The organism is Campylobacter sp. (genome assembly GCF_030528245.1).
Lineage (GTDB): Bacteria > Campylobacterota > Campylobacteria > Campylobacterales > Campylobacteraceae > Campylobacter_D.
In genome coordinates this window covers 1-18,034 of record NZ_JAUMZG010000006.1, presented here as the reverse complement: position 1 = coordinate 18,034, position 18,034 = coordinate 1, and the positions used below count along the sequence as shown (strand labels likewise).

Annotated in this window: 15 protein-coding genes and 1 other RNA gene; 12 read left to right on the top strand and 4 right to left on the bottom strand. The window is 46.7% G+C overall.

All coding sequences use genetic code 11. The features are described 5' to 3' along the window. Positions 1 to 86: 86 nt before the first annotated feature. Positions 87 to 575, top strand: a complete 489-nt coding sequence (locus Q4A73_RS02130) for a hypothetical protein (RefSeq protein ID WP_303205789.1) — start codon at positions 87 to 89, stop codon at positions 573 to 575. Here the strand turns inward: Q4A73_RS02130 and Q4A73_RS02125 are convergent. The 3 genes from Q4A73_RS02125 to gltX are packed head-to-tail and all read right to left on the bottom strand — an operon-like array spanning position 472 to position 3,661. Then, the gene (locus Q4A73_RS02125) at positions 472 to 2,088 is read right to left on the bottom strand and encodes a lytic transglycosylase domain-containing protein (RefSeq protein WP_303205788.1); all 1,617 of its coding nucleotides are present in this window, start codon (positions 2,086 to 2,088) and stop codon (positions 472 to 474) included. The two genes, Q4A73_RS02130 and Q4A73_RS02125, sit on opposite strands and share 104 nt — an antisense overlap. Beyond that, positions 2,085 to 2,363: a YggT family protein gene (locus tag Q4A73_RS02120; protein WP_303205787.1), complete on the bottom strand. Its 279-nt coding sequence runs from the start codon at positions 2,361 to 2,363 to the stop codon at positions 2,085 to 2,087. The genes Q4A73_RS02125 and Q4A73_RS02120 overlap by 4 nt, the downstream gene beginning before the upstream one ends. Next, on the bottom strand, positions 2,360 to 3,661 hold the full coding sequence (gene gltX, locus Q4A73_RS02115; RefSeq protein ID WP_303205786.1) for a glutamate--tRNA ligase: 1,302 nt from the start codon (positions 3,659 to 3,661) through the stop codon (positions 2,360 to 2,362). The genes Q4A73_RS02120 and gltX overlap by 4 nt, the downstream gene beginning before the upstream one ends. 105 nt (positions 3,662 to 3,766) lie before the next feature. Between gltX and Q4A73_RS02110 the strand changes: the two genes are divergently transcribed. The 11 genes from Q4A73_RS02110 (at position 3,767) to Q4A73_RS02060 (ending at position 17,751) form a co-directional block, all read left to right on the top strand. After that, positions 3,767 to 4,888: a metallophosphoesterase gene (locus Q4A73_RS02110; protein ID WP_303205785.1), complete on the top strand. Its 1,122-nt coding sequence runs from the start codon at positions 3,767 to 3,769 to the stop codon at positions 4,886 to 4,888. Beyond that, on the top strand, positions 4,885 to 5,694 hold the full coding sequence (locus Q4A73_RS02105) for a phosphatidylserine decarboxylase (protein WP_303205784.1): 810 nt from the start codon (positions 4,885 to 4,887) through the stop codon (positions 5,692 to 5,694). Before Q4A73_RS02110 ends, Q4A73_RS02105 begins: the two co-directional genes overlap by 4 nt. 2 nt (positions 5,695 to 5,696) lie before the next feature. Next, positions 5,697 to 7,214 (top strand): hypothetical protein, encoded by a 1,518-nt coding sequence (locus Q4A73_RS02100; protein ID WP_303205783.1) that lies wholly within the window; start codon positions 5,697 to 5,699, stop codon positions 7,212 to 7,214. After that, the gene (hypF, locus tag Q4A73_RS02095; protein WP_303205782.1) at positions 7,195 to 9,462 is read left to right on the top strand and encodes a carbamoyltransferase HypF; all 2,268 of its coding nucleotides are present in this window, start codon (positions 7,195 to 7,197) and stop codon (positions 9,460 to 9,462) included. The genes Q4A73_RS02100 and hypF overlap by 20 nt, the downstream gene beginning before the upstream one ends. Next, complete coding sequence (locus tag Q4A73_RS02090) at positions 9,431 to 11,890, top strand: DNA methyltransferase (RefSeq protein ID WP_303205781.1); 2,460 nt, start codon at positions 9,431 to 9,433, stop codon at positions 11,888 to 11,890. The genes hypF and Q4A73_RS02090 overlap by 32 nt, the downstream gene beginning before the upstream one ends. A 9-nt stretch (positions 11,891 to 11,899) precedes the next feature. Beyond that, positions 11,900 to 12,826 (top strand): hydroxymethylbilane synthase, encoded by a 927-nt coding sequence (gene hemC / locus Q4A73_RS02085; RefSeq protein ID WP_303205780.1) that lies wholly within the window; start codon positions 11,900 to 11,902, stop codon positions 12,824 to 12,826. After that, the gene (locus Q4A73_RS02080; RefSeq protein ID WP_303205779.1) at positions 12,823 to 14,622 is read left to right on the top strand and encodes a menaquinone biosynthesis decarboxylase; all 1,800 of its coding nucleotides are present in this window, start codon (positions 12,823 to 12,825) and stop codon (positions 14,620 to 14,622) included. Before hemC ends, Q4A73_RS02080 begins: the two co-directional genes overlap by 4 nt. Positions 14,623 to 14,801: 179 nt before the next feature. Further along, on the top strand, positions 14,802 to 15,161 hold the full coding sequence (locus Q4A73_RS02075; protein WP_303205778.1) for a FlaG family protein: 360 nt from the start codon (positions 14,802 to 14,804) through the stop codon (positions 15,159 to 15,161). A gap of 11 nt (positions 15,162 to 15,172) precedes the next feature. Continuing rightward, the gene (fliD, locus tag Q4A73_RS02070; protein ID WP_303205777.1) at positions 15,173 to 17,107 is read left to right on the top strand and encodes a flagellar filament capping protein FliD; all 1,935 of its coding nucleotides are present in this window, start codon (positions 15,173 to 15,175) and stop codon (positions 17,105 to 17,107) included. 13 nt (positions 17,108 to 17,120) lie between these two features. Then, the gene (gene fliS / locus Q4A73_RS02065) at positions 17,121 to 17,507 is read left to right on the top strand and encodes a flagellar export chaperone FliS (protein WP_303205776.1); all 387 of its coding nucleotides are present in this window, start codon (positions 17,121 to 17,123) and stop codon (positions 17,505 to 17,507) included. After that, positions 17,488 to 17,751: a hypothetical protein gene (locus Q4A73_RS02060; protein ID WP_368492643.1), complete on the top strand. Its 264-nt coding sequence runs from the start codon at positions 17,488 to 17,490 to the stop codon at positions 17,749 to 17,751. The genes fliS and Q4A73_RS02060 overlap by 20 nt, the downstream gene beginning before the upstream one ends. On the opposite strand, the gene rnpB is transcribed toward Q4A73_RS02060, so the two are convergent. Further along, positions 17,739 to 18,034: RNase P RNA component class A (rnpB, locus tag Q4A73_RS02055), an RNA gene on the bottom strand; the annotation flags it as partial. The genes Q4A73_RS02060 and rnpB overlap by 13 nt on opposite strands.

The window sequence follows — 18,034 nt, the reverse complement described above, 5'->3', positions numbered from 1 at the left end:
TGAGGCCATAAAAATTGAAAAATTATAGCTTCTTAAAGCAAAAATAGGATTAAAAGCTTATAATTGGGAAAAAATTTGGAAATCGTATGCGGTGTGTTGTGTTGATTTTGACCCTTTTTTTGAGCGCTTGTGTGCCTGAAAACCCCCAGCTTAGGGACTTGAATTTAAAAACGCAGACGCTCATGTTTTCAAAAAAACAAAAAATAGCCCTTGCTGATACCAGTTTTGTCGCTATTTTGAGCTATTTGAATCCCATCTTGGACGCGAAAAGTCCTGAGGATATTTTCATCCTTTCTTTCACGCCTGATGATGTGAAAATAAGCAAACTTCAGGTCTTCATCAATGAAAAAGAAGCGCGAATCAAGGCCTTGGATAGGCAAAACGAATGGACAAAATACCTCATCACTAACGCCTACACGCAGCACTTTGAAGTAGCCCTTGAGGGTGTGGAGGGGGAGGGGGAGCTTAGGGTTAGGGTTTGTTCTGCGGAATTTGCTTGCTTTGAATTAAATTTTCAAAAATATCCGAAATCTTTGTATTACCGCTCAGAAGGTGTTGATACGCAATATAATTAGCCAAAACCTTTTTCCCATAAATGCGACTTTCCTGATAAGGCACAAGCTCCATCGACAAAAAAGGCTCAAATTTTCCGCCCCTGAATAAACCCTGCTTTAGCATCTTTCGCGTAAAGCCTATGCCTCCATTGTAAGCGTAAAACACAAGAAGGGGCGAGTGGAGGTGCTTTTGCAAATAATCCAAATGGTGGTTAGCAAACCGATAAGCCATTTGCGGCTCAAACATAAAATCTTGGTCAAAATTCTCAATTTTGAGCTCCTTATGGCCGATGTGATTGGCCAAAAAGGGCATGAATTGCATCATCCCCAAGGCGTAAGAGGTCGAGATGGCGGTGGGGATGAAGCGGCTTTCTTGCCTTGCGATGGCTAGGATGAGCGACTGTCTTTGGGGATCGTAGCCCTTGATGTGCTCAAAATAGGGCATGATGAAATAGTGTTTTTTGAACTGATGCAGCTTTTCCATGATGATAGCGTAGATGGGCAGGGTGTTTTTTGTGTTGAATTTTTGCGCGAGGATCTTTAGCTCCTCATCATTCGCCTTTCTAATTTTCACCGCAAGATCCTGCCAGGCAAAGGGATCTTGCATGTCAAAATCGCTTCCCGTCTCCTTGGCCTCAAGAACACTAAGCTCCACAAAGGGCCTAGCGAGCAATTCCTTAGCGTAAATGCTGTAAATGTTCAAGGACGCGCTGTTTGCAAGCGCTTCCAAAAGCCCCCCATCGCCCTTAATCTTCCACATCCAAAACAGTGCGTTGTCCTTATTGCTCTGCATTTTAAAGCTCTCATAAGCCCTTTTGAAAAATTCATAAGCCAAATTTTCATCCTCAAAAACCAAGGCATTGACGCCCAGATAAAAGGCACTATCCTCGCTCACAAGCTCGGGACTCACCCTCAGGAGGGATTTTCTAAATTTCTCCCCCTCTTGCCTGATGATGACTTGCTGGGCAAAAGCCTTAAAGCTAGCGTTTTGGGCCAGCTTATTGACAAAATTCGCACCCAAATCGTGGTCGTTTTTTTTGGAATAATTGTAGTATCTAAAAAAGGCCCCCACGCTTTCTTTTTGCACGATGAGAGCGAGGGGGTCTGTTTGATTGAAGGCCTCCAAAAAAACGGCCAAGCTAGGATTTTTCGCTTGAAATTCCAGGGCGAGGGCGCTTCGGGTTTGGGGCTTTAGACTCGTGATGAAATAATTAGACCGCAAGCGCAGCTCTTGACAACTAGCATTCGCATCCAAAATGGCTTCCTTGACATAGCCGTAGCAGGCGGCAAATTTTGGGTCGGTGTAGGGTTTTGGAGGGATGATTGTCTCCAGCTCGTCTTTGATCTTCCCCACATAGCGAAAAATGTGAGCGCCAAGTCCCGCCGCTTGCTTTTTGTCGATGGCCTTTTGCTCCAAAAGTCGGTGGATGTAATAATCCTTAGCGATGGAATTTTCGTATTTTTTCAGGCTTTGCAGATCGTAATCCTTCGCCCACACGAAGCTAAAAAGCAAAAGCAAAAATATTTTTTTCATAGAAGTTTCACCGCTAAATTGGCAACGAGGATGTTGAGAAATTGCAAGCCCAGCACCAACACAAGCGGCGCAAGATCCACGCTACCGATGCGGGTGGGGATTCTACGGATGAGGGTGTAGGCGGGGGCGGTGAGCTTGTAGAGTATTTGCACGATGGGATTGTAGGGGTCCGCACTCACCCAGCTGATGAGGGCTTGGATGATGATGATCCACATGTAGGTGTTGATGCAAATTTGCACGATTTGCACGAGGGAGAGTAGGAGGGCATCGGTCATTGAAAATCCTTTGAAAGTTCTTTAATGAAGGGTCTGATGTGGGGGTAAAGATCCGCAAGCTCAGGCCCGCAGGTGCTGCCTGTGAGCAAAATTCTAAGCGGCATGAAAAAGGCCCTGCCTTTGAGGGCGCTTTTTTGCATTAAATTTTGCTTAAATTGCGCGTAATTTTCCCACGAGCCATCCTCTGCGAGTATGCGCTTTAAAATGGCGGCCTCTTGTTTGAATTCCGCATAGTCCTTAGGGCCGAAAATGCCTTGAATTTTTTCTTTGATTTCCTTCAAAGTGCTCGCTTCCTGAGTGTAAAATTTAGCCAAATCCGCCACATCCCTGCCCAAGTCCAAAAGCGCATTGAGCCTCGCGTTTTCAAGCCTTTTTATGTGCTCGCGGTTGATTTGGAGGAGTTTTTTCATGTCAAATTTAGCCGCAGATTTGGAAAGCTTGGCCAAATCAAACCACTCCGCCGCCTCAGCGAGCGTGAAAATTTCGCAAGGGGTCTTATTGCCAAGCAGCAGGAGATAATTTGCCACCGCCTCGGGCAAAATCCCCTCATCCAAAAGCCATCTGACGCTAGAGTGCGCCTCCCTCTTGCTCATTTTCAGCCCCTCTTCGTTGAGAATGATGGGCAAATGCGCGTAGGTCATTTTTTTCTCAAAGCCCAAACTCGCCCGGATGTGCTCCTGCTTGGGCGTGTTGGAGATATGATCCTCGCCCCTTATGATGCAGCTTACGCCCTGGAGCATATCATCCACCGCGCAGGCAAAATTATAAGTGGGCGTTTTGTCCGCGCGCAGGATGATGAAACTGTCGATATTTTCAGGCTCAAAGCCAAGCTCACCCCTGATAAGGTCCTTAAATTTCATCGTTTCGTTTGGTTTTTTGAGGCGGATGACGAAGGGCCTTTCATCTTGCAGCAGGGAGGCACCCTCTAAATTTTCACAAGCGCCATCATAGCGGTAGGCCCTGCCCTCCTTTTTAGCCCTTTGTTTTTTAGCCTCCAGATCCTGAGCCGTGCAAAAGCAAGCGAAGGCCCTTTTTTCACTCACGAGTCGCAGGGCCATTTGACGATGGAATTTTAAATTTTCACTCTGCACATAATAATGCTGCCAAGACACCCCAAAAAGCCTCAAAAGCTCCCGTATTTCCTCCTCTTTGTCCGCGATGTTTCTCTCCCTGTCCGTGTCCTCGATGCGTAAAATGAAGTCCTCCCCCTCCTGCCTCGCGCGGATGAAATTGATCAAAGCCGCTCGCAAATTTCCTATGTGCATGTCTCCGGTGGGGGAGGGCGCGAAACGATACATCATGCTAACCTTTTTGCTATTTTTAAGGCGCGATTGTAGCAGAGAATTTTATACGGATATTTAATTTTTGCCTGTATAATCGGGCTTTCTATTTTGGGAGAAATTATGATTTTTGTGCTTTTTTCTTTGGGGATGGCTCTTATTTTCACCCTCGCAAATTTTTATAGTTATAAGAGATTTGTGGGCAAAATTTCATTTTGCCAGCCCTTCAAAAAGCTTTTTTTATCCATCTTCTTCCTCCTCTCCCTCATTCAGGCCTTTTTCATCATCTTCCGCTCCAGTGAGTATCTGGGCGACTTTTGGTATGGGCTTTTGGCCATCTCTTTTGCCCCCACCTACTGCTTGTTTTTCGCCGCCTTACTCTTTGATGCCCTGAAATTTTTTTTAAAATTATTGGGGAAAGACTACAAAGAATGCGCGCTTTTTGGGCGATTTTTTTTAGAGCTTGTCCTCGTTTTTGCCGCGATTTTTGCGACCTATGAGAGTGTCGGCGGCGCCCTTAAAATTCCACAGGTAAAAACCGTGGACTTGCACTTAGAAAACCTTGAGCAAAACCTCAGCATAGCCCTACTCGCAGACATACATTTGGGGAAAAATTTGCACGAGGATTTTCTAAGCGGACTCATCACGAAGGTGAATGAGCAAAAAGCCGACCTCATCGTCATCGTGGGCGATTTGGTGGATACGGATCCTAAAAATTTATCCTACATCTCCAAGCTCAATCAACTCCGCTCCAAATACGGCACCTTCTATGTCCTAGGCAATCACGAATACTACCACGGCGTGAATGCGGTGCTGGAGCTTTTGAGAAAAAAGACCAACATGCAAATTTTAGTCAATGAAAGCAGGGATTTGGGCTTCATCAACATCGCAGGACTTGCCGATTTGACAGGGCTTAAAAAGGGCGTTTTGGCCCCGGATTTGGCCAGAGTGAGGGCGGATTTAAACGCCAGCAAGCCCAGCATCCTCCTAGCCCACCAGCCCAAAACAGTCCTGCTTTACGATGTGAGCGATTTTGATTTGATCTTGAGCGGGCACACGCACGGGGGGCAGATCTTCCCCTTCGGGCTTTTAGTAAAGCTCCAGCAGGGCTTTGTGAGCGGACTTTACGAGCTTGGTGAGAAAACGAGGCTTTTTGTCAGCACGGGCGCGGGTTTTTGGGGGCCGAGTTTTAGGACCTTCGCGCAAAGTGAGATTGTGATTTTAAATTTAAAGGGACAGCAATGAGTTTTTCAAGGGACAGCTCACGACTTTTTGGACTTTTGGCACGGCTTCGTTTCCCCAAATTCGTGCAAAAATTCATCAACGAAAGCTATGTGAAATGCTTTAAAATCGACATGAGCGACTTTGACCCTCCGGCTAAGTATGAGAGTTTAAACGCCCTTTTTACTAGGGGTTTGAGGACCCCGCGCCCACTGGATGAGGGCTTCATTTCTCCAAGCGATGGGGAAATTTTGCAGAGTGGGCGCAGTTTTTGGGGCGAGGGGGAGCTTTTTGCCCTCAGCATCAAGGGGCACACTTACAGCGTGGGCGAGCTTTTGAGGGATGGCTTTGAAAGGGAGGAGCTTGAGGGGGGGCTTGATGGTGTCAATATTTACCTCGCGCCTAAGGATTATCACCGCTTTCATGCCCCTTGTGATTTGCAGATTTTAAGCGCGACCTACACGCGGGGCAGTCTTCACAGCGTGGCGGCGAAATTTGTGGGTAAAATTTCTAATCTTTATGCGAAAAATGAGCGCGTCAGCCTCAGGTGCAAAAGCGGCGTGTCGGTGTTTTGGCTCGTTTTTGTCGGGGCGCAAAATGTCGGCAAAATGCGCTTTTGCTTTGATGAGGCGCTGCAAACTAACGCTAAAAATTCCCACAACTTCACGCGAAAATATGTGAATTTGCACTTCAAAAAGGGGCAGGAGCTTGGGCATTTTGAGCTGGGATCTACCATAGTGATTTTGGCGCAAAGTGGCTTTTTGAGCCTCAGGGTTGGGGCGGGAGAGCGGGTGAAATTTGGCGAGAAAATCGCGGATTTTGTGGGCTAGAGATGGTTTTGGAATTTGACTTTCAATACAACGCAGATAACGACAATCTAGCCTTTCTTTTGAATTTTTACGCGCAAAATCATGCCCATGATTTAAGTTTTAGCGGAAAAAATTTGCTGCTAAAAATCAAGGGGGACGAGGCGGAGCTTGTCGCCTTTTGTGAGTGCTTGGAGCGGATCAGTCATAGCGTTTTTTTGCAGGGCTTTGATGTGCGCGCGGGGGAGGATTTCAAGCCACAAAAACGCTCCTTTGAAAGCGAAAAAGTCCCCCTCATCACGCATTTTAACACCCAAGCCTACACGCAAAACAAGACCCTCAAAGCCAACGAGTGGGGCGTTTTTTGCGCGGTGGAATTTTCCCCAAATGGCGATAGTTTTAAAGCGGTGCGCGAGGAAAATTTTGCCGCCCTTTTGAGGAGCGCGCTTGAAATTCTCACAAGCGGGGGGGCGATTTATCTCAAAAATCACAGGGGAATTTTTGAGCTTTCTTTATACGATGGGGTTTTGAAGGGCGATTTTTTAATGCCCTGCGACATCAAAGCCCTCCCCACCGCCTTCATTTGCTCCAATGAAAAACTCAAGCTCTTAGCCAGCCTTGAAAAGCCTTTGATGTGGCTTAAATTCAGTGCGATTTTCAGGCAAAATCACAAACTGGGCACTAAGGATTTTCGCGTCAAAATGGCCGAGGATTTGTTCAGCTTTGCCCTTGGCCACGAGCTTTACGGGCAGGATTTTAAATTTTTAAGCGTGAAAAAATTGCAAAATTTTAAAGACGAATTTGAGCTTTTGAATTTTGAGGGGCGGACGCTTATTTTGCGGGGATTTGACTTCATTAGGCGTGAGGCTAGGGAGCTGATTTTTGCCAAAGAGGACAAAAACATGGCGCGCCTTTCTTATTTGCTTTCCACGCTTGAAGAAAGTGCCTTGATTTTGGAGCTTAGCGAGGATTATGAGGATCTTTTGCTTTTTGATAAGAGTTTCAATTTGCTCAAATTGACCCTGCCGCAAAATTCCCAAACGCTCTACGCCGACATCAACGAGGATGCGGTTGGAGCGCGACTTTTGCAAAATTACCAGCAAGAATTCCCCCTTTTAAACGAGGATTTTGAGGTGAAAAATAATTTCTTTTCGCTTTTTTGCATTTTGGGCAGGATTTTGGGGCTTAGTGAGGATTTTGTGGGCGCTGGGCGGCGACTTTTGGAAGTGGCCGATGGGACAAAGATGCCCCGCGGGGTGAAGATTGACTATCGTTTGCGCGAGGATAAGAGCCTTGATCATACGCGCACGCTAAGGAGCGCGATGAGCTTTAAGCTAGCGGGGGTTGAGGCTGAAAATATCGCCTACGGGGCAGTGGAGAGTCTGGCCTTTTTCCTGCGCGATTTTTACGATGAGCTGCGGGAGAAAAATCAGGTGCAAAGTGCCATCATCAGTGGTTCGCTTTTTCGCCATACTTCCTTGCTGAAAAATACCTTAAAGCATCTCAAAAATTGCCAAACAAGCCATGTCCCACTTTGCATTTAGGCTTGAAATTTCAGGGCTGGTTCAGGGCGTGGGCTTTCGCCCCCTAGCCCATAGCATAGCGCACGAGCTTGGGTTTTGCGGCTGGGTGAGGAATTCGGGCTTTGGGGTGGAGCTTGTTTTGTTTTGCGATGGGGCCAAGTGCGAGGAATTCGTCCGCATTTTAAGGCACAGACTCCCCCCCCTTGCGCGCATCGATAGCCTTAAAATCACAAAAATTTGGGCCGAGAAAAACGAGGGCTTTGTCATTGAAAATTCCGCCGACGATGCCAAAACCACGCCCATTTTGAGCGATTTCGCCCTATGCGAGGCATGCAGGGAGGAATTTTACGACCCCCAAAACCCCCGCCACCTCTATCCTTTCATCATCTGCACCCACTGCGGACCGCGCTTTTCCCTTATCAAAACCCTGCCTTATGACAGGGCAAACACCACGATGGCGGCCTTTCCAATGTGCGACTTTTGCAAAAGCGAGTTTGAGGACCCGAAAAATCGCCGCTTCCACGCCCAGCCCGTGAGCTGTCCTGAGTGCAAAATCCCCGTTTTTCTCAAAGACAAAAGGGGCGCGATTTTAGCTCGTGATGGCGCGGCTTTTGTGGAGGCGGCGCGGCTTTTGCGGGAGGGGAAAATCCTAGCCGTGAAGGGGATCGGCGGCTTTCACCTGATGTGCGATGCCCTCAACGATGAGGCTTTGAGAAATTTAAGGGCGCGCAAAAACCGCCCCGCCAAGCCCTTTGCCCTGATGTGCCCGGATCTGAGTGCCGCGCGCAAACTCGCCCACATCGGCAAAATCGAGGCGCAAATTCTTACGAGTAAGGAAGCGCCCATCGTGCTTTTGCGCGCAAAATCCCCCCTCCCTCTCATCGCGCCCAATATCCATAAAATCGGCATCATGCTAGCCCACACGCCCTTTCATCTTTTGCTTTTTGAGCATTTTAGCGGGGTTTTGGTGGCGACCAGCGCGAATTTAAGCGGGGAGAGCATCATTCATCGCGATGAAATTTTGCAAGAAAGGCTCAGCGGCGTTTTTGACTTTGTCTTAAGCCACGAGAGGGAAATCCACAATCCCAGCGATGATAGCCTCGTGCAAATTTTTGACGAAAAGCCCATGTTTTTGCGCATGGGCCGGGCTTTTAGGCCCTCTTATGTGGCGTATGAGGGGGGGCGACTTGGAGAGCGTGATGGGGAGCGTGGTGGGAATTTTTTAGCCTTGGGTAGCGAGCTTAAAAACGAGTGGGTGATTTTTTACGCCAACAGGCTTTTGCTTAGCGGCCACATCGGCGATTTGAGGGGCGTGAGGACGCAGGAGAGATTTTTTAAAAGCTTGGATTTTTTCACGCAAAATTACGGACTTGATTTTGAGCGAATTTTATGCGATGCCCACCCGCATTTTCACGCCGCAAAGGCCTTCGAAGGGCCTCTTAAAATCCAGCATCACTACGCGCATTTTTGTGCGGCCTATTTTGAATTTAAAGAGCATTTTGACCCTGACGAGAAGGCCTTGGGCTTTATTTTTGATGGCACGGGTTATGGGGAGGATGGGAGCGTTTGGGGTGGGGAGCTTTTGTGGGCGAATTTGAAGGCGTATGAGCGGGTGGGGCATTTTGCGCGCTTTAAGCTCATCAATGCGGATGTGAAAAATGTGCAAAATTTGGCCCTGAGTCTCATTTGGCATTATGATTTGGAGGAGGAGGCGGGGGAATTTTTAGCAAAAATCCCGCCGCAAAAATTGTCCAATCTCAAAAAAATCCACCGCGCTTCCAGTCTTTGGACGAGTTCGCTCGGGCGTGTGATTGACGGCTTTGCGGCGCTGGTTTTTGGCACGGAAAAAATCAGCTATGAGGCCGAGCTTGGCTTACTGTGCGAGCGTTTTTATGATGCGGATTTAGACTTTTCTTACGCGCTTGAATTTAGGGACGGACAGGTGGATTTTAGAGAGCTTGTTTTGGGGGCGCTGCGGGATGAGAAGGGCAGGGCGGTGACAGGCTTTTTCAATGCTTTGGCGGACTTTATTGTGCGGTTTTCGCAGGATTTGCGGGGGCAGGTGGGGGAGGAATTTAAGGTCATTTTAAGCGGCGGCGTCTTTCAAAACAAAACCCTGCTTGAAATTTTAAAGCGTAAAAATTTCGTCTTTTTCGTCCCACTTCGCTATCCTTGCAATGACAGCTCCATCGCACTTGGCCAGATGGTGCATTTTTTAAATTTAAGTAAGGATGACAATGAAATGGTTGGAAAAACTTCAAAACGATAAAGAATTTCGTGCGGCTTTTAAAGAGGACTCCGTGCGTGAAAAGCTCATCGCGCCGCTTTTGGAAAGGCTTGGCTTTGTGGAGAAGGGCTTAGAAAAAAACGCTCCGCTTGAGCTGCTACGCTCCCATCACATAAGCCGCCCTACCATCACGGGCTCCAATTCTAAGGTCAAGGATCTTATCACGCCTGATTACATACTCTTTTTAAATTCCAAAGCACACTGCGTCCTAGACGCCAAAGCGCCCAATCAAAACATCAACAAGGGCAGCAAAAACGAGGCGCAGGTTTATTACTACGCGATCAATGACGCGCTCAGGGCGCCTTTTTACGCCCTTTGCAATGGCTTGGAATTTAAGCTTTTTGGCACGAGTCAGGGGCTGATTTTGGACTATAAGCTTGGTGAAATTTTAAGCGAGGGCTATCTTTTTGAAATTTTAAAGAATTATTTGAGCACGGAAGTGCCTGATTTAAGGCCGCATTATGTTATCAATACAAAGGATGATGCGTGGTATCTTAAGAAAGAATTGCCTGAAAGCATCAGCATCCCGCAAAAGCAAGCCAAGGCGAGGCATTTTGGCTGCACGGCGTATTTCACGCGCCAAAGCTGGGATGTGGTGGCTAAAAACATCACGCATTTTACAAGCCTTGGCGATGTGGTGCTTGATCCTTTTGGAGGCAGCGGGGTAACGGCGGTGGAGGCCATGATGAACGGCAGGCAGGGGATTCATACCGACCTTAATCCGCTTTCTATCTTTATGACAAAGGCTTTGACGACTAAGATAAATTTGGGCGAGCTTTGGGACTTGACGCAAGAGATTATTGAGGAATTTAATCTCACGCGTCCTAAAGATGAAAAAGAAGCAAAAAAGCTTTTAAAGGGGGCTAAATACTACCCAAACGCTATAAGCGAGGACTTTGGCGAGGTGGCAAGTGGGGCTTTGCAAAAAACCTTATGGATACCTAAAGATGAGCTTTTACCTAAGGGTAGTGATGTAGAGAGCGTTTTAAAGCTTTTTAGCCCCTTGCAATTAATTGAGCTTGCCCTTCTTAGAAAGCTCATCTTTGAAAAAACGGCAAAAACGAGGGATAAGGAGCTTTGGGAGAAAAGAAAGAGGCTTAGGGTTTCGTTGATGCTTGGGTTTTATAATACCCTTAGCCTTATCAATTTAACTTATCACAATGCACCAAAGGGCGGACCCGCTTCGGCAATTACTAGATATTACCGTTATAGATTAGCTCCAAAACCTGATTTTCTCAACCCAAGCGAAATTTTTGAAAATAAAATCAAACGCGTGATAAAGGGCAAAAAAGAGCTTGAGGACTCGCTTATATTTTATGAAGTGTATCTTAGACCTTTAAGTAGCGTGATAAAAGATTTCAAATATAGCTTTTTAGAGCCAAGGATGGCAAAAGAGGATTTAGCTAGGACCAACGCTTTTTATGAAAAGACTGATGGCGATAAAATTTTTCAAGCGGACGCTACGAATTTAAAAGAGATACAAAAAGAAAGCGTGGATTTCATCTACACCGACCCACCATATGGGGCTAAAATTCCTTATTTAGACCTAAGCACGATGTGGAATGCGTGGCTTGATTTAGAGGTCGATTTAAGCACGAGAAAAAAAGAGTGTATAGAGAAGGGAAGCTTAGATAAGGGTAGAGAAGAGTATAAAAACCTTATGATAGCAAGTCTTAAAGAAATGTATAGGGTGCTAAAATATAATAGGTGGCTTGCCTTTGTCTTTCAGCATCAAGACTTGCAGCTTTGGCAAATTTTAGTCGAAGAGGCACAAAAGCTAGGCTTTGAGTATGTAGGAAGCGTAAGGCAGAGTAACGGCCAAACGAGCTTTAAAAAAAGGCAATATTCTTTTACCGTGTTAAGCGGACAACTTATAATGTATTTTAAAAAGGTAAAAGACCCTAAGCATTTGACTATGGTAGAGCTTGGGGAGGATGTTTTAAATTTAGCCTTAAATCACATTGAGGCCGTGATCGTCAAAAATGACGGGGCGGACTTAGAAACGCTTTATGGGGAGATCAATAAAAACGCTTTAGAGCTTGGGTATTTGCATATCTTGGCAAAAGATTATGTGGATTTAACGCCCTTTATCAATGAAAATTTTGACTATGATAAAGAGAGCAAGAAATACCACATTAAAAAAGGCGCGAAGCTAAAAAGCCACAATATCCCCATAGAAAAAAGGGCGCAGTATTTCATCGTCTCTTATCTTAGGTCTATGCAAAGGCAAAATAAGAGCGTGAGCTTTGATGATGTTTGCCTTGAGTGCATACCGATGATGAAAAATGGCGTAGTGCCTAGCGAGGATTTAATACGCGATGTCTTAGAAAAAGTCGCTATAAAAATAGCGGATAAATGGCGCTTAAAAGAAGCAAATATAGGGCTTTTCGCGCCTGAGGATTTACTATAAAGGAAAAGCATGCAAAAACTCATCATAGCCACACGCAAAAGTCCGCTAGCCTTATGCCAGAGTGAATTTGTGGCAGAAATTTTAAGAAAAACGCACGGGTTAAAAGTGAGCCTTGAGGGCTTTAAAACTAAGGGCGATGCGCTTTTAGATAGCCCTCTTGCTAAAATCGGCGGTAAGGGACTTTTCACAAAAGAGCTTGAAAACGCGCTTTTGGAGGGCCGCGCGCAGCTAGCCGTGCACAGCCTCAAAGATGTCCCCAGCCTTTTACCTAGCGGCCTCGTTCTCGCCGCTCTTTCAAAAAGAGAGGACGCGCGTGATGCCTTTTTGAGCGAGCGTTATGCAAATTTAGCCGCCCTGCCAAAGGGCGCGAAAGTCGGCACCACAAGCCTGCGGCGCAAAATGCAGCTTTTGGCCCTGCGTCCGGATTTGCAAATCCTCCCCTTGCGTGGCAATGTTAATTCCCGCCTTGAAAGGCTAAAAAGCGTGGAATTTGACGCCATCGTTTTAGCAATGGCAGGGGTGAAAAGGCTGGGGCTTGAGGGGGCGGTAAAATTCATCGCGCCTTTTAGTAAAGATGAGCTAGTCCCCGCCGCGGCGCAGGGGATTTTGGGCATTGAGGCTAGGGACGAGGGCGAAATTCTAGCCCTGCTTGAGTGTCTTAATGATGAAGAAGCTATGATTGAGAGTATGATAGAGCGGGAATTTGTGCGTGTTTTAGAGGGAGGGTGTCAAGCGCCCATCGGCATCAATGCCGAATTTTCAGGAGGGCAAATCACCGTGCGAGCCGTGCTTGGACTGCCCGATGGGAGCGAAATTTTACGCGAGAAAAAAGTGCTATCAAAAAGCGAGGTGGTGGGCTTTGGGGCGAAATTAGCCGATGAATTTTTAGAGCAGGGCGCGCGGGAGCTTTTAAAAAGAGCGGAGGCTATGCTATGAGGCGTTTTGTGGAACTTTTGCGGGAGAATGATTTGCTAAAAATCATCGATGAGCCTGTGGATGTGGAGCTTGAAATGGCGCACATCGCCTACATCGAGGCGAAAAAATTTGAAGCGGGCAGAGCTCTGCTTTTTACCCAGCCTGTGAGGGGGAAAGGGGCTTACGCTTATCCTGTTTTGATGAATACCTTTTGCTCTCAAAAAGCCCTCAATCTAGCCTTTGGGCGTGATTTTGAGGGGGTGGCGGCTGAAATTTCAAGCCTCACTAAGCTTCACATCCCCACGACTTTGAGGGCGAAATTGGACTTTTTCAGCCAAATTTCAAGGCTGCGTTTTGCCCCGCCGCGTCGCCTTGCTAAAACAAAGGCACTTTATGCGCACAAGATTCTCAAAAGCCTCAAGGAACTTCCTATTTTAAAGACTTGGGAGCAGGACGCGGCGCCCTTCATCACGATGGGGCAGGTTTATACGCAAAGCGTGGATGGGACGCAGAATAATCTTGGTATGTATCGTTTGCAGGTGAGCGGGGAAAATGAGCTTTTGATGCACTGGCAAATTCACAAGGACGGGGCGCATTTTTACCACGAGTATAAAAGGGCTGGGCGCTCTAGGATGCCCGTGAGCGTGGCGATAGGCGGCGATCCACTTTACATTTGGTGCGCACAAGCTCCACTTCCTAAGGGCATATTTGAGCTTTTACTTTATGGCTTCATTAAGCGGCAAAACGCGCGGCTCACCCCGTGCGAAAATGGGATTTTCGTCCCCTTTGATAGTGATTTTGTGATTGAGGGCTGGGTGGATTTAGATAATTTTAAGCTTGAGGGCCCCTTTGGGGATCACACGGGCTTTTATACCCCGCCGGAGCTTTTTCCTGTGATGAGGGTGGAGAAAATTTATGCGAAAAAAGACGCCGTGTATCAGGCCACGGTGGTGGGAAAGCCGCCGCTTGAGGATAGGGTGATGGCCTTGGGGACGGAGAGGATATTTTTACCCCTTTTACAAACAACCGTGCCTGATTTGCTTGATTATAAAATGCCAGAAAATGGGGTCTTTCACAATCTCATCCTAGCCAAAATCGACCCCCGCTACCCCGCCCATGCGCAGCAAATCATGCACGCGCTTTGGGGAGCAGGACAGATGAGCTTTGTCAAGCATGCTATTTTTGTGGGCAAGGACGCGCCGCATTTGGAGGACTATGGGGCTATCATTCCTTACATTTTAAACCGCTTTGATGCGGGGAAAATTCTCATCTCTCAGGGCATTTGCGATCAGCTTGATCACGCCTCACCCGATGCTTGCTTTGGGGGAAAGGCGGGGCTTGATGCGACTGAGAATTTTGACGCGGAGGGGCCTGAAATTTTAGAGGATGAAAATTTGAGGGGCTTTTTTGAGCGGGAGCTTGGGGTGGAGCTAAAACTGCGGCAGTTTTACAAAGAAAGCAAAAGCCCCATCGTGTGCATTTTGTGCGAGAAGCGGGAGCAAGTCAAGCAGAGCTTTGAGCGACTTTTGAAATTTAAAAAGCATTTTAGAATTTTGGTGTTTTTGGACCCGCAAAATCGCCTAGAAAATCCCTACATGCTGGTGTGGAGGGTGGCTAACTGCATCGATGCGGCGCGCGATATTTTCATCCAAGAGGGCAGAGTGGGCGTGGATGCTACGGCAAAGGGGGAGCTTGAGGGCTATGAGCGGGAGTGGCCGCAGCAGACCGACTGCACGAAAAGCGTGGTGGATAGCCTCATCTTGCGTAAAATTTTGGAGGATGAGGCGGAAATTTTTAAAAAATTTGAAATTTTTTAAAGCTTTTGCCCTGCGAGGGCGATGCGGGGGAGCAAAACGCGCGGCGTGAAAATTGGCACGAATTTTGCTTTTAAATTGGCTCAAGCGGAGGGGGTTAAGAAAAAATTTTTTTAGCCGATATGAGCGGTACTAAGTTGTTTTTTTGATACTATCAAAAAAAAAAAAAACAAGGATGTAAGATGGATATATCAAAGACAAACGCGCAGGCTGAGGTGGCCTTGCAAAACACACAAAAAGCAAGCGAAACAAAGACGCAGCAGGTGGTGGCGCAGCAAAAAGCGCAGCAAGAGCAAAGGCAAGAAAAGCAGGAGCTTGACGCCCAGCAGCTTGATAGCATCGCCAAAAAGCTCAACGAGCAGATGGAGAGGCTGGGGGCGGACTTGCACTTTGGCTATAACGACAAGATCAATTCCTTGTATCTTAGCGTGACGGAAAAAAGCACGGGCAGGGAGATACGCCGAATCCCAAGCGAGGAGGCGATGCGCTTGACTGAGCATTTTAGGGATGTGATAGGGTTGATTTTCGACAAGAAAAGCTAAAGGAGGGCGAGATGGCACAAGGGACACTTTCAAATTTGGGCTTTGGCTCGGGACTTTTGACGCAAGATAAGATCGATCAGCTCAAAAAGCACGAAGAGACGCATCGACTCAGCCTGTATAAAAAGGGCATTGAAAAAAATACCGCGATACAAAAGGACCTCACGGAGATAAAAACCAAGCTTTTAGCCTTTCAAACTGCCGTTTCTTCACTAGGCGATGCGACTGCTTTTGCAGCGAGAAAAGTGATAGCAAGCATCACAGAAAACCCACCCGCTAGTCTTAAGGCAGACTCTGGTGTGGCAGTGCAAAATATGCACATCGATGTGAAAAAACTTGCCGAAAAAGATGTGTATCAAAGTAAGGCTTTAAATAACGACACAGGCTTTATCAATACAAGCTTAACAAAAGAAACAAAAATCACCTTTTTCCAAAATGAAAAAGCCTACACAGTAACCATTGATAAAAACACGACTTATAAAGACCTAGCGGAGAAGATTAACACCGCAAGTGGAGGCAACATCATCGCTAAGGTCATCAACACAGGCGAAAAGCCTGATGGCTACCGCCTTACCATCACAAGTAAAGAAACAGGCGAGGATAATGCCATAAGCTTTTATCCGGGTTCTAAGGTGGAGGTAACTAACCAACAAACAGGAAAAAAAGAATGGAAATATCAAGAAAGCAATGAAGCTTCAAATATCTTTAAAAATTTAGGCTGGGAGCTTAATACTAGCACTTCTTTAAAACCTGAAGATGTGGAGAAAAATAAAAAGGGCTATGGACTAAAAGACCAAACTAATCACCTTAAAACCGCCGGCGATGCGGAATTCACCCTTGATGGGGTGAAGATGATACGCCCTAGCAATACCGTAACCGACCTAGGCGTAGGGCTTACGCTCACGCTGAATAAAGTAGGCGAGGTAAATTTTGAAGTGCAGCAAGATACCGAAGCAGTAAGTAAGGCTATGGAGGACTTAGTCAATGCCTACAACGACCTCATAACCAACCTCAATGTCGCGACCGACTACAACACAGACACGAAAACCGCAGGAGTGCTAAACGGCATCACTGAGGTAACAAGCATCCGCTCCAACATCACCTCAGTCCTCTTTGACTCCCAGCCTGTGGTGGGTAAGGTCAAGGACAAAAATGGCAACGATGTCAATGCGACCGTGATGCTGTCGATGCAGGACTTTGGCATCACGATGACGAAGGAGGGGACGCTGAATTTCTCAAAAAGCACCTTCGATAAAAAGATGAAGGAAAATCCAGATCTTGCGGAAAGCTTTTTCTCTGGCACGACCAAATATAAAGATATCGATCATAAGAGTGAATTTATTGATGCGCAGCAGGCTTTAAACCAAGATATTGACTTCAAGCCGGGTGATTTTAAAATCGTCTTTAACGGCGAAGTGCATGACTTAGGTAAAAATAAGGACGGCACAAATTTCAAACTCGCTGGAAAAGATGAAGCAGAGAGGATGAATAACCTTGTCGCTCATATCAACAGCCTTGGTATAGAGGGCTTGACCGTGAGAATGGAAGAAGCGAGAGATGGGACTAAAAACGGCTTTAAGCTTAGATTCCACAGCGAAAATGGCTCGGACTTTGGCATAGAGGGGAAAGAAGAAGTGCTTAAGAAATTTGGCCTTTCTAGGACGAATATCGCTGCTCAGCCTATCGAGGGGAAAGGAATTTTTGCTAAGCTTAAAAATACGCTTAAAAATATGACGGGCAAAAAAGGCTCACTGACCAAATACGATGAGGGACTGACGAACGACACCAAAAAGCTCAAGAAGAGCCAAGAGGCCACGCAGAAATTCATCGACGCACGATACGACACTATGGTGGAGCAGTTTAAAAAATACGAGAGCATTTTGACCAAGCTTGATCTGCAAGCAAAAAATGTCAACGCCATGATAGCCGCGATGAACAACTCCAAATGATCAAGGATGAAGGATGCAAAATAATCTCGCTTTCAACGCCTACTCGGAAAATCAAGTCGGGATGGAGTCCCCGCAGAGGCTTGTTGAGATGCTTTATGAGGGGATCTTGCGCTTTTGTTCAAGGGCAAAGCACGCGATAAGAAACGAGGACATAGAGCAGAGGGTGTATTTCATCAAGAGGATCACGGCCATCTTCATCGAGCTCATCAACAATCTCGACTACAAAAGGGGCGGGGAGGTCGCGCACTATCTGAGCGGACTTTACACGCGTGAGCTTCAGCTCTTATCCTTGGCGAATTTAGAAAATAATGAGGAGAGGATCGATGAGGTCATCAAGGTAACCAAGGCCCTGCTTGAGGCTTGGAGAGAAGTGCATGAAAATCCACAGGTGGCTAGATGAGTTCAAGCTCGCGCTCATCGATGAGGATAGCGCGAGGCTTGAGGGGCTTTTGGATGAGCTTGATCTCAAAGAATTCCTAAAAAACCAATCCGAAGAGGGAAATTTAAAAGAGGGCTTGAGTGAAATTTTACCCCAGATCGAAGCCTTCCTCAAAGAAGCCTCCACGCTCTTAAGCGCCAAAAAAGAGTCTCAGGCCCTAGAAATTCAAAAAATCCAAAAGGCTCTCAACTACATCAAAGCATAGCGATAAGCCGAGTTCTGTCGTGAATGCTCATTTGTCTGGTTTTGTTTTCGCAAACAAAATCAAGCGAAGGGTTAAAAATAAAGACGATAACCACCCCTTCTTGCTGCGCATTGGGTTTACATAGCCGACTTTGTTGCCAAAATCGCTGGTGGGCTCTTACCCCGCCGTTTCACCTTTCCCGCTTTCGCGGTAGTTTGCTTTCTGTTGCACTTTCCCTTAGGTCGCCCTAGCCATCGGTTAGATGGAATGCTTGTCTTTTGCAGCTCGGACTTTCCTCTTCTTA

Excerpts from the sequence above, each read along its gene's own strand:
- Q4A73_RS02130 (WP_303205789.1), top strand. The coding sequence starts at position 87 with ATGCGGTGTGTTGTGTTGATTTTGACCCTTTTTTTGAGCGCTTGTGTG.
- Q4A73_RS02125 (WP_303205788.1), bottom strand. The coding sequence starts at position 2,088 with ATGAAAAAAATATTTTTGCTTTTGCTTTTTAGCTTCGTGTGGGCGAAG.
- Q4A73_RS02120 (WP_303205787.1), bottom strand. The coding sequence starts at position 2,363 with ATGACCGATGCCCTCCTACTCTCCCTCGTGCAAATCGTGCAAATTTGC.
- gltX (WP_303205786.1), bottom strand. The coding sequence starts at position 3,661 with ATGTATCGTTTCGCGCCCTCCCCCACCGGAGACATGCACATAGGAAAT.
- Q4A73_RS02110 (WP_303205785.1), top strand. The coding sequence starts at position 3,767 with ATGATTTTTGTGCTTTTTTCTTTGGGGATGGCTCTTATTTTCACCCTC.
- Q4A73_RS02105 (WP_303205784.1), top strand. The coding sequence starts at position 4,885 with ATGAGTTTTTCAAGGGACAGCTCACGACTTTTTGGACTTTTGGCACGG.
- Q4A73_RS02100 (WP_303205783.1), top strand. The coding sequence starts at position 5,697 with ATGGTTTTGGAATTTGACTTTCAATACAACGCAGATAACGACAATCTA.
- hypF (WP_303205782.1), top strand. The coding sequence starts at position 7,195 with ATGTCCCACTTTGCATTTAGGCTTGAAATTTCAGGGCTGGTTCAGGGC.
- Q4A73_RS02090 (WP_303205781.1), top strand. The coding sequence starts at position 9,431 with ATGAAATGGTTGGAAAAACTTCAAAACGATAAAGAATTTCGTGCGGCT.
- hemC (WP_303205780.1), top strand. The coding sequence starts at position 11,900 with ATGCAAAAACTCATCATAGCCACACGCAAAAGTCCGCTAGCCTTATGC.
- Q4A73_RS02080 (WP_303205779.1), top strand. The coding sequence starts at position 12,823 with ATGAGGCGTTTTGTGGAACTTTTGCGGGAGAATGATTTGCTAAAAATC.
- Q4A73_RS02075 (WP_303205778.1), top strand. The coding sequence starts at position 14,802 with ATGGATATATCAAAGACAAACGCGCAGGCTGAGGTGGCCTTGCAAAAC.
- fliD (WP_303205777.1), top strand. The coding sequence starts at position 15,173 with ATGGCACAAGGGACACTTTCAAATTTGGGCTTTGGCTCGGGACTTTTG.
- fliS (WP_303205776.1), top strand. The coding sequence starts at position 17,121 with ATGCAAAATAATCTCGCTTTCAACGCCTACTCGGAAAATCAAGTCGGG.